Source organism: Kineosporia sp. A_224 (assembly GCF_002198655.1).
Taxonomy (GTDB): domain Bacteria; phylum Actinomycetota; class Actinomycetes; order Actinomycetales; family Kineosporiaceae; genus R-H-3.
Window position 1 is genome coordinate 1 of the sequence record NZ_MWLN01000094.1, and the last position, 10,628, is coordinate 10,628.

General features: G+C 75.3%; 7 protein-coding genes, 1 tRNA gene and 1 pseudogene. 2 read left to right on the plus strand and 7 right to left on the minus strand.

All coding sequences use genetic code 11. The features are described from left to right. The 4 genes from EDJALFJO_RS07525 to EDJALFJO_RS07540 all read right to left on the minus strand — a co-directional run. Positions 1–2,794 (minus strand): carboxypeptidase regulatory-like domain-containing protein (locus EDJALFJO_RS07525; protein WP_233149737.1); only part of this gene is annotated, 2,794 nt, incomplete at both ends. Between the two features lie 263 nt (positions 2,795–3,057). Further along, positions 3,058–3,133: transfer RNA gene (locus tag EDJALFJO_RS07530), tRNA-His, on the minus strand. 89 nt (positions 3,134–3,222) lie between these two features. Continuing rightward, positions 3,223–3,852 carry an oligoribonuclease gene (gene orn / locus EDJALFJO_RS07535; protein ID WP_088283779.1) on the minus strand — a complete coding sequence of 210 codons (630 nt, stop codon included), beginning with the start codon at positions 3,850–3,852 and terminating at the stop codon, positions 3,223–3,225. A 5-nt stretch (positions 3,853–3,857) separates the two neighbouring features. After that, on the minus strand, positions 3,858–5,630 hold the full coding sequence (locus EDJALFJO_RS07540; RefSeq protein ID WP_088283769.1) for a hypothetical protein: 1,773 nt from the start codon (positions 5,628–5,630) through the stop codon (positions 3,858–3,860). Positions 5,631–5,742: 112 nt separating this feature from the next. Between EDJALFJO_RS07540 and EDJALFJO_RS07545 the strand changes: the two genes are divergently transcribed. Together EDJALFJO_RS07545 and EDJALFJO_RS07550 are read left to right on the plus strand one after the other, a co-directional pair. Then, positions 5,743–6,924: a PrsW family intramembrane metalloprotease gene (locus tag EDJALFJO_RS07545; RefSeq protein ID WP_088283771.1), complete on the plus strand. Its 1,182-nt coding sequence runs from the start codon at positions 5,743–5,745 to the stop codon at positions 6,922–6,924. A gap of 206 nt (positions 6,925–7,130) precedes the next feature. After that, the gene (locus EDJALFJO_RS07550) at positions 7,131–8,078 is read left to right on the plus strand and encodes a DUF559 domain-containing protein (RefSeq protein ID WP_143448362.1); all 948 of its coding nucleotides are present in this window, start codon (positions 7,131–7,133) and stop codon (positions 8,076–8,078) included. Between the two features lie 79 nt (positions 8,079–8,157). Here EDJALFJO_RS07550 and EDJALFJO_RS07555 read toward each other — a convergent pair whose 3' ends face one another. The 3 genes and pseudogenes from EDJALFJO_RS07555 to EDJALFJO_RS34100 all read right to left on the minus strand — a co-directional run. Beyond that, positions 8,158–9,390 (minus strand): hypothetical protein, encoded by a 1,233-nt coding sequence (locus EDJALFJO_RS07555; RefSeq protein WP_088283775.1) that lies wholly within the window; start codon positions 9,388–9,390, stop codon positions 8,158–8,160. Beyond that, positions 9,387–10,301 (minus strand): hypothetical protein, encoded by a 915-nt coding sequence (locus EDJALFJO_RS07560; RefSeq protein WP_088283777.1) that lies wholly within the window; start codon positions 10,299–10,301, stop codon positions 9,387–9,389. Before EDJALFJO_RS07560 ends, EDJALFJO_RS07555 begins: the two co-directional genes overlap by 4 nt. After that, positions 10,298–10,628: pseudogene (locus EDJALFJO_RS34100) on the minus strand (hypothetical protein); the annotation flags it as partial. The gene EDJALFJO_RS07560 and the pseudogene EDJALFJO_RS34100, both read right to left, overlap by 4 nt.

A 10,628-nucleotide genomic window follows, 5' to 3' on the forward strand; every position in this document is an offset into this window, starting at 1 on the left:
TCCGGGGCGGCGGTGGCGGCGGCGGGGTGCCGGTGCCGGCGGTCGGCATCGTGGCGCCGTCGACGAGGACGTCGTCGAGCGTGCTCGCTCCGTTGCCCGTCGTCGTGCCGAACCGCAGCGCGGTCGCCGCGGTCGTCCAGGTCCCGGTGGCGGTCCGCGCGAACGGCGTGCCGTACTCGGTGCCGACAGGTGCGACGAACGCCTCGAGGACGGCGTTCGCGCCGGTCCCGCGGCGCTGGTGCACGCCGACCCGGTACGTCGTCCCCGGCGTGAGCGGCGCGGACTCCACGCCGACCGTCGTCGACCCGTTGCGCAGCCGCAGCCTCCCGGACGTCGCCCGCACCTGGAGCGCCGCGACCGTCGTCGTCCCGTCGAGCACCTGGAGCACCCGGGTGTCGGTCGTGGGCACCGTGTCGAGGCGCAGCAGGCCGCTCACGTAGAGGTCGTCGCGGGCGGTGAACGCCTCCTCGAGGTAGGCGCTGGTCCCGCCGAAGCGGGCGGACCCGGTGCCCGCCAACGGGTTCGCCGTCTCCCGGGTGACGGTGCCGCTCACCCGGTCGGCGCCCGTCGACGGGTCGGTCAGCGACGCGTTCTCGAACGTCATGCTCTTGATCCGGTCCGACGCCCCGGCGAGGTCGAGCTGGAGGTCGACGACGGCGTAGGTGCCCGTCGTGACGATCGCCTGCGCGCTCGCCGTCGTGTAGCCGGCGGCCGTGGCCGACACCGTGTACGTCCCGGCCGGGACGTCGAAGCGGTAGCGGCCGATCGCGTCGGTCGTCGTCGTGCTCGCACCCAGCGTCACCGTGGCCCCGACGAGCGGGTTGCCCGTGACCCGGTCGGTGACGCCGCCGGTGACGAAGGTGGCGCTCGCGGTCAGCCCGACGTTCTGCGTGACCGTCGTGTTCGGCGGGAGCGTCACGTCGAGCGTGCGGGTCTCGTAGCCGATGGACGTCACCGTGAGGGTCAGCGGCCCGGACGGCGCGCCCGCGATCGTGTACGAGCCGTCGGCAGCGGTCGTCACGGTGCTGCCGGACGACGAGGACACGACGGCGTCGGGCAGCCCGGCGCCGGAGGCGGCGTCGGTGACGCGACCGGTCAACGTGGCCGGCGGGACGAGCGCGACGTTCGTCGTGACGTCGGCGCCGGCGGCGACGAGCACGGTGCGGGTCACGGTCGCGAAGCCGGCCCGCGTGAACGTCAGGCCCTGCTCCCCGGGGGTGAGGCCGGGCAGCGTGTAGCGGCCGTCGGCCCCGGTCGTCGCCGTCGCCGACCCCGCGGTCACGGTGACGCCCGCGAGCGGTGCGCCGCCCGACGTCACGAGCCCCACGGCCCGGCCCGGGGTCAGTGCCGCCGACGAGTCGATCCGCACGATCTTCCCGACGGAGGGCACCCCGGTCGAGTTCTTCACGACGAGCATGTAGTTGCCGGGCGGGGCGATGTTCCCGTTCGCCGGCGCGGTGGCGGTGACACCGGTCGGCGTCGGGGTGAACTTCAGCGGCACGTAGCGCTGGTTCTGGTCCCACGCGTGTGTCGCGGCACCGAGCCGGACGAGCGCGACGGAGGTGATCGACGCGGTGTCCGGGGTGGTCACGGCGAGCGACGTCCCGTAGCCGGCGACCGCGGGTGCTGAGGAGATCGTCGGCCGCGGGCCCTTGAGCAGGTACGGCGGGGTGTAGATCTGCGCGTGCAGCCGGCCCGTCGCCTCGCCGCCGGCGGTGAGGACCCGGCCGTCGAGCATGAGGACGGCGGACGAGTGGTACATCCGGGCCTCGGTCATCGGGCCGAGCGTCGACCAGGTCCGGGTCTGCGGGTTCCAGATCTCCGCCGGGAGCACGGCGCTCGCCTCGGAGTCGCCGGACGCCGTCCCGCCGACCGCGAGCACCTGCCCGTCGGCGAGCAGCACCATGTTCATCCGGCGCCGGGCGAAGGTCATCGGCGCCGTCTCGGTCCACGCCGGGGAGGCCACGGTCATGTCGACGACCGCCGTACGGCTGATCGCAGGGTCGCCGCCGCCGGCCCGCATGATCTTGCCGGGCTCGTACATGACGGACGACTCGGAGTACCCGTTGGTGCTCCACTTGTTCGCCGGGCCGGGCGACCACGAGCCGGTGCCGGCGAGATCGAGGACCGCCGTGTTCGCCTCCGGGGCGGCCTCGAAGACCTTGCCGTTCGGCAGCACGTACATGTGCGGGTAGAGGCCCTGGCTGCGGACCCCGCCGGTCAGCGGCGTCCACGCGTTCGTCTTCGGGTCGTAGACCTCCGGCGTCGTGATCCGCCGGCCCGCGGCGTCGTCCCCGGACGTCGACAGCAGCCGGCCGTCGGCGAGCGCGGTGACGCTGGCGTACCAGCGCTCGTACGTCATCGGGGTGCCCTCGGTCCACGTCTGCGTGCCCGGGTCGAAGAGCGCGGTCACCTTGGTGCCGATGTGGGTGCCGCCGTTCTGGCCGCCGAGGACGACGACCCGGCCGTCGGCGAGCTGGGCGTTGCCCGCGCAGTGCAGGTCGCCGAACAGGGCCGGCGCGTCGGTGAAGCTGCCGTTCGAGGGGTCCCAGACCCGCGCGTTGGCGCCGGTCGACCAGACGAGGACCTTGCCGGTGGGCAGGGCCGCCATGTGCTTGCCCTGCAGCCCCCAGTCGAGGACCGGCCCCCAGGTCCCGGTGTCGACGGCCGCCGCCTCGGACAGCGTCCCGACCGCGACGGTGGCACCGCTCGCGACGGTCGCCACGACGAGCGCGGGTGCCAGCGACCGCCGCCAGCGGGACGCCGTCCCGCCGCGCCGCCACGGCCGCCCGCCNCCCGGGCCGCCGGCCCCGCCGTCACACCTGTGTTCTCGTCTGCCGCCACGCGTGCGCGCCCCTGCCCTCGTCCGGCCGCGCGTCGTCGCGCGGCCCGTCCCCACCGGCCGTCACAGGTGTCGTGACGGCAGGGTGACGAGGTTAGGTGAGGCTTTGCTGCTCGCTGGGGAGGACACGGACATCTCGGCCGTTCGGGGGGTGCTGCGGCAGCGGCCCGGACGCACGGAAGGCCGGTCCGCGCGGACCGGCCTTCCGTACTGCATGGGGTGAGTGACGGGACTTGAACCCGCGACACCCGAGACCACAACCCGGTGCTCTACCAGCTGAGCTACACCCACCATGCGCCGGTCTCCCGGCGGCCTCGTCAAGTGTACCCGGACCACAGGGGTGGTCCGCGCGCCCTTTCCTGACGAGGGGAGGGCGCCGCCTAGTGGGCCGGGCCGGCGTTCTTGTACTTCGCCGCGATGGCCCGCGCGGTGTCGCTGTCCGGCCCGGGCTGGGGCACGAAGAGCGCCTCCCGGTAGTACTTGAGCTCCTCGATGCTCTCCCGGATGTCGGCGAGCGCGCGGTGCCCGCCGTTCTTCTCCGGCGAGGCGAAGTAGACGCGTGGGTACCAGCGCCGGGCGAGCTCCTTGACCGAGGACACGTCGATGATCCGGTAGTGCAGGTACTGCTCGAGCTCGGGCATGTCGCGCGCGAGGAACCCGCGGTCGGTCGCCACGGAGTTGCCCGCGAGCGGCGCCTTCCGCGGCTCGGAGACCCACTGGCGCACGTAGGCCATGACGGCCTCCTGCGCCTCCTCGATCGTCACGCCCGCATCGAGCTCGGTGATGAGACCCGACGAGGTGTGCATGTCCCGCACGAAGTCCACCATCTGCTCGACGGCCGCCGCGGGAGGCTTGATGACCAGGTCGACGCCGTCCCCGAGGATGTTCAGCTCGGAGTCGGTGACGAGCGCGGCCACCTCGACGAGGGCGTCGGCCAGGAGGTCGAGCCCCGTCATCTCGCAGTCGATCCAGACGATGCGGTCCTGGGACCTGTCGCTGCCGTTCGCCACGGCCGTCACTCTAACCGGCGCTCGGTGATCTCTGCCGCCTGGTCGTCGGAGACGGTGCGTCGTCCGGCCGGACGGCGCGTGTGGAGCACGAGGAGCTCGTCGAGGCTGAGCGTCCCCGGCGCGGGCCGGGAGACCGGCACGTCGGGCGTCCCGTTCCACGAGACGTCGTGGCCGGGGCCGTCCGGCTGCACGACGTCGGACTCGGGGAGCATGAGGACGTCGGGGACGTCCGGCTCCGGGAGCACGACGAGGTAGGGCTCGGACGACGCGCCGTGGTCCCGGGGGAGCGGCTCCAGGGGCGCGGGCTCGCGACGGACGGCGGCCGGCCGCGGTGCCCCCGGCCGGCGGATCTCCGGGCGCCGGGCCCGGCGCGCCCAGAGCGGGTCGATCGCGGCGGCGGCGCCCGCCCGGTCGGCGACGGAGCGGTCCGTCGGGAGCGGCGCGGCCTCGGCCGCCGGGGCGCTGCGGCGGGCCGGGGGAGCCGTGGGTGCCGTGGGAGCCGTGGCTGCCGTGGGTGCCGCCTCGACCCGGTTCTGCTCGACGGTGAGGTCGAGCGCCGGGGCGAGCCACAGCGGGTCGAGCGCGGGGTCGAGGACGGTCGGCTCCGCGGCGACCGCGTCGAGGTTCAGCGGGCCGGAGAGCGGGTCGGGCGTGCGCCGGGACGGCACGACCGGCACCGGGGCGGCGGTCGCCGCCGAGGCGCCCGGCATCGGGGCCGGCGGCGCGACCGGCACCGGGGCGACCGGCAGCGGGCCGGCCGTGGGCACCTGGGCGACACCGGTCATCGGCGTCGGCACCGGCCGGGTGCCGGCCGGGACCTGGACGCCGGGCAGGGTCGGCGGTGCGGGGACCGCCGGGGCGGGCTGCCCGGGCCCGCCGTGCACCGGCTGCGCGGGGACGCCCATCTCGAACGGGGCGACCGGCAGCACACCGCGAGAGCCCGTGCCGGGGCCGGTGGCCGGCGTGTCGCCGGTGCGGCGGGAGCGGCGGCTCGACGCGGTCCTGGCGGCGGGGACGCCGGGGTGCTCCGGGGTCCGGTCTCCGGGCACGACCTGGGCCGGGACGGCGCCCGCGGCGAGCAGGGCGCCGTCGTCCGCCCCGGGGCCGCCGGGGATGCCCGGGATCACCGGTGGGCCGGCCGCGCGGCGGCCGCTGCGCCGTCCGCCGGGCTCGCCGTCCACCCGCGGGCCGTCGGGCTCGGTGGGTGCGTCGTCCGTGGTCACGGGGCCGCCGGCCTGCTGGCCCGGCAGCCAGGCGAGCGGGTCGGCGGCCGGGGTGCGTCGTGCGGGCTGTGCTGCCCTCGACTGCGGGCGGGCCTGCTGACGGGACTGCTGGCGGGCCTGCGAGCGGCGACCCGCCCGGGCGCCGACGGTCTCGAGGTCGCCCGTCCCGGGTGCGGGAGGGGCCGCGGCCTCGTCCGGGGCGCCCGGCGCGGCGGCGACGTCGGCCCGGGGCGGGGCGTCCGACCGGCGCCGTGACGGCTCACGGCGGGCCGCCGCCTGCTGGGCGTCGGCGTCCTTGAGCTCGAGCAGGTCGGAGGCCGACCACGGCGTCTCGCTCGCGTGCCGGCCACGGGCCAGCACGTCGACGGAGTGGTTGCGCGCGAACCAGAGCGCGGCGGTCGTGAGCCCGCCGAGGACGAGCACCCCGACGGCTTCGAACCACCCCGCGAAGAGCCCCACGAGGATGACCGCGACGACGGTCGAGAAGGCCCCCCAGCCCACGATGTCGTCCCGCGTCCCCGGCGTGTCGAGCCCGGGGGTGGTGTGCTTGCCCATGCAAAACCCTCACAACGCCGCCACAACCCGCCCCCCGGCGACGCGACCGCCCTCCACGGTCACGGGGCAAGGCTACGCAGACCCGGACCCGGATCGTCGGTAACCTCCCCTCGTGAGCGAGTTCGCGCCGTACCAGCCGTCGTCCCCCGCGGGGCTGCCCCCGGGGTACCCGCTGCCCGCGCCGAGGCGCCCGCGCGTCCTCGCGACGCTCGGCTGGGTGGCCGCGTTCGCCGTGCTCGTGGGGTGCACGCTCCTGACGATCCTCGTCATCACGAGCGAGACCGGGGCGCTCGGCCTGGTCACCGGCAGCGTCCTCGCGGTCGTGCCGGTGTTCCCCGTCGTCGCCGTCTACCTCTGGCTGGACCGCTACGAGGCCGAGCCGCCGTCGCTGCTCGTGCTCGCGTTCCTCTGGGGGGCGGGCGTCGCGACGTTCGCGGCGCTCGTCATCAACACCGCCTCGGTGGCGGCGATCCAGCAGGCCGGCGGCGACGCGTCGTCCGGCGCGATCTTCGTCGCGCCCGTCGTCGAGGAGACGATGAAGGGCCTGGCGATCGTCCTCATCCTCCTCGTGCGCCGCCGCGAGTTCGACGGGGTCGTCGACGGCATCGTCTACGCGGGGATGGCCGGCATCGGGTTCGCCTTCGTCGAGAACGTGCTCTACCTCGGCCGCACCCTCATGGAGTCCGGCACGGCCGGCACGGTCTTCGTGTTCGTCCTGCGGTGCGTCGCCTCGCCGTTCGCCCACCCGCTCTTCACCGCCGCCACCGGGATCGGCCTGGGGCTCGCCGTCCGCACCCGCAACCCGCTGCTCAAGCTGCTCTACCCGGTCCTCGGCTGGGCGGTCGCCGTCCTGCTGCACGGCGCGTGGAACTACTCCGCGTCGTCCGGCCTCGGCGGCTTCCTCCTGGCGTACATCGCCTTCCAGGTGCCCGTCTTCCTCGGCTTCGTCGCCCTCGCGGTCTACGCCCGCCGCCGCGAGGGTCGGCTCATCGGCCGCCACCTCGAGGTCTACTGCTCGACGGGCTGGCTCTCGCCGAGCGAGGTCCAGATGCTCGCCTCGATCCCGGGACGGCGCGAGGCCCGGTCGTGGGCGTCCCGGACCGGCGGCAGCGCTGCCCGCCGCGCGATGCGCGACTTCCAGGAGATGGCCAGCGAGCTCGCGTTCCTCCGCGAGCGGATGATCCGCGGCAGCGCCCCGCAGGACGCCCGCACGACCGAGTACGCGATGCTCGCGTCGATGTCCCAGCTGCGCGCGGTCTTCCTGCCGCAGTGGGCCGCGAACCACCCGCGCTGACTCCCGCCCGTCGGAGTTACTAGCCCGTATGACCCAGTAAGTGGGTCATACGGGCTAGTAACTGCCTCGGGAGACCGGGGCGGGGTCCTCGAGGGTGGACCGTTGGGCGGGGTCGATCCGTCCACAGGATGGTCGTTCGTCCCACTGTCCACAGGCCCTCGTAGCGCGAGTGCGGCGGCGTGTCCCGGTTCGGGATCGTCCGCGGTGTGCAGGAGAACGCTCGCGAACGTCGCCTCGTCGACCGCACCGTGCGTGGTCGGCCGGCGCGGCGAGTGGATGCCCGCCGCCCGCCGGGCGTCGCGCAGGGCCAGTGCGGGGTGTTCACCCAGGACCAGGCGCTGGCCGAAGGGCTGACCGTCCGCCAGGTGCGACGTCGCTGCTCGTCGGGCGCGTGGAGGTCCCTGACGTCTGTCGTGCTCACCGCTGAGCCCGACCCGCTACCGGTGGCCGCCCGGGCATGGACTGCCGTGCTGACCTGGCCAGAGGCGATCGTCTGCCGTCGCTCCGCAGCGGTGCTGTGGGGATTCCCGGTCCGGGACGACGGGACCTGCCACGTGGTGGCCAAGCACGGCCGACACGCCGCAGGTTTCGCCGTTCACGTGGTCCGGCCCATCGACGACGACGTCGTCCGGCACCGCGGGCTGCCTACGACCACCGCACGGCGAACAGCGCTGGACTGCCTGGCCACGATGCCCGCGGCCGAAGGGCTCGACCTCTTCGCGTGGTTGCTCACACGGCGGCTCCTGTCGCGGGCCGACGTCGCTGCCGACATCCAGGCGCGCCGGGGCCGGTGGGGTGTCGCGAAGCTGACGGAGCTGCTCGAGGTGACGGCGTCGGGCGCCGTCAGCGGTGCGGAGCGGGAGCTGCATGTGGTGCTCGAGGAGGCGGGGATCGACGGCTGGCGCGCGAACGCGGAGATCCGCGATGCGGACGGGCCCATGGTCGTCGACCTTCTCTTCGAAGCGGCGCGGCTCGTCGTCGAGGTCGACGGGATGCGTGCGCACAGCGGCAGGGAGGCCTTCGTCGCCGACCGGGCTCGGCAGAACCGCGTGGTCAACGCCGGGTACTCGGTGCTCAGGTTCACGTGGTGGGACATCTCGGAGCGCCCGGGCCATGTGGTGCGCACGATCCGTCGCGCGCTTCTCCTGCCCTGACCCTTCCCCGTTCGAGTTACTAGCGCGTATGACCCGATAAATGGGTCATACGCGCTAGTAACTCGGAGGAGGACGGGGGTCAGGCGCCCCAGCCGTAGGCGCCGGCCTGGCCCTTGACGGACACGTGGACGTGGTCCATGTGCATGAGGGTCCAGTTCTGCGAGCCGGACGGGTGGTGGTAGGCCCGCCAGCCCTCGGAGGCGCGGGCGGAGTTCCAGATCCGGCCGTGCCAGATGATGTAGGTGACGCCGAACTCCTCGGCGTGGGACTTGAAGTACTCGGCCATGCTGTCGCCGAGCGCGATCCCGTCGCGGGTGTCGCGACTGGCCTGGCCGGGGATCATGAAGTCGCAGGCGCGGCCGGTGTAGTGGTCCGAGCCGGGGGTGTGGCCGCTCGTCGCGAGGCAGCCGTACGCCCGGATCATCGGGTAGTCGCCGAGGCCGCAGCGCAGGACGGCGACCGCGTCCGGGGTGAGGCCGCGCTCGGACGACGCGCGCACCGCCGGGCACTTCCCGATCTTCGAGGACTTCGACGACGCGAGCTCGCAGCCGGACGACGTCCGCAGCAGGCCCGCGGACAGGCCTGCGGACCCACCGCTGCCGCTCGCCAACGTCCCCGAGCCGCCGGAGCCGGTGGCCCGGGTGCCGAGGACGACGGCCGCGATCGCCTTCGCCTGGGCGACCCGGCGGGCGTAGCGCAGCGGGTACGCCGAGACCTGCACGCGCTGCGCGAGCACGCCGGGGCTCGTCGTCTGCCAGCCGGGGATGTCGAGCAGGCCGCGCTGCCCGGCGCGCCCGCCCGTCAGGAACATCCGGGTCGAGGCCTTGCGGTTCATCCGGACGGCGACCGGGCCCCACGCGTCGAGCTGCTGGAACAGCCCCACGCTCGAGTGGTCGCCGGGCGGGATCCGGCCGCCGGGGTAGGTGTCGTGGTCGAAGGCCAGGCTCGCCGGGACGGCGCGGGACGGCAGGTTCCGCAGGTCGGACTCGACGAGCGCCGCGGCGTAGGCCGTCGTGAGCACGTGGACGAGCTGTTCGGCGTCCAGGCCGCGCTCCTTCGCGACGCCCGCGGCCGACTCGGCGATCTCCGTGACGTTGCGCATCTGGGTGCGGTCGAGGTCGGCGATCCGCCCGGCGCCGCCCGCCGAGACGCCGCCGCCGAGCTCGGGCAGGCAGGGCGACTGCAGGAGCTGGGAGCCGAGGAAGCCCTGCGCCTCGTCGAGGATCCCGCTGCTCGACAGCGTCGCGAGCGTGCCGCTGCCCGTGACGACGACCACGGCGACGGCGACGATGGCGACGGTCCGCAGCCTCATGGCGCCCCGGAGGCCCCTGCGGGCGAGGTGGTGGCACCGCCGGCGGGCGTGGCGGGGGTCGGGGCGGGGGCCGGGGCGTTGACGCCGGCGGCGGCCACGGGCTCGTAGGACGTCACGCGCCAGGTCTCGCCGTCCCAGACCAGCTCGAGGTCGAGCCGCCCGCCGTCGGCGAGCGTGACGACGGACGTCGCCTCGGACTCCTCGAGCGTGACGAGCTGCACCGAGGTGGGCCGGGTGCGCGGGATCTGCGCGAGGTTCGTCAGGGCGACGAGGTCGCGGGACCCCGGGTCGAGCCACGGGTCGAGGCCCTTCACCCAGGTGTCGACCCGGTCCGCCGTGGCGCCGTCGAGCCACTTCTGGGTGAACCGGGCGGACGTCGTCCGGGCCTGGGCCCGCCAGCGGTCGGTCGCGGCGCCGGGGGACAGGGTCGCGTCGCCGCCGCCCGCCGACCGGCTGGGCAGCGGCCCGGCCTCGGCGGCTACCGCGAGCACGGCCGCGACGGAGATGGCCGAGGCGTCCACGGGGCCCTGGGTGGCGCCGGGGACGGCCTCGCCGTCGGCGGGTGCGGTCGGTGTGGCGCCCGTGGCGTCCGGGAGGGGGACGAGCGGGGTGGCGCCGTCGCTGACCGGCGCGGTGCCCTGGCCGGTGCCGGCGGGAGCCGCGGGGAGGCCGTTGACGACACCGCCGGGCAGGCCGCCGTCCGTGCCCCGGCCGGCGGCGGTGCCGTTGTCGGCCGCGGCCGGGGTGTTCCACGGCTGCCGGACGACGAGCGAGACGAGGGGCACGAGGACGAGCACCGCGACGGCGGTCACGATCGACGTCCGGTACCGCCGCGGGGTCCACAGCAGCGTCCGGCGGGTCCGGGCCGCGGTGCTGCGGACCGTGTGCCGGACGCCGGAGAGCGTGCTCACCGCAGGTCCTGCCGGCCGTCGTCGCCGCTGTCGCTGCCCGGCGTGCCGCCGCCGAGCAGGTCGGGGGTGCTCGGGGCGGTGCGGCGGGCGACGTACACCGGGTAGAGCGGCTGGACGACCTTGCGCGGCGCGCGGGGCGCGGCGGCGGCGAGCACCCGGCCCGCGACCGGGGCCTCGGAGCCGAGCGTGTACGACGGCTGCCGGCCCGACGGCCGGGCCTCGGCGCCGACCTGGGCGGCGGCGGCCGTCGACGCGGCCGACGGGGCCGCCTCCTGCTGCTGCGGGCCCGCGCCGACGACGACGGTGCGCTGCGCGCCGCCGGCCGCG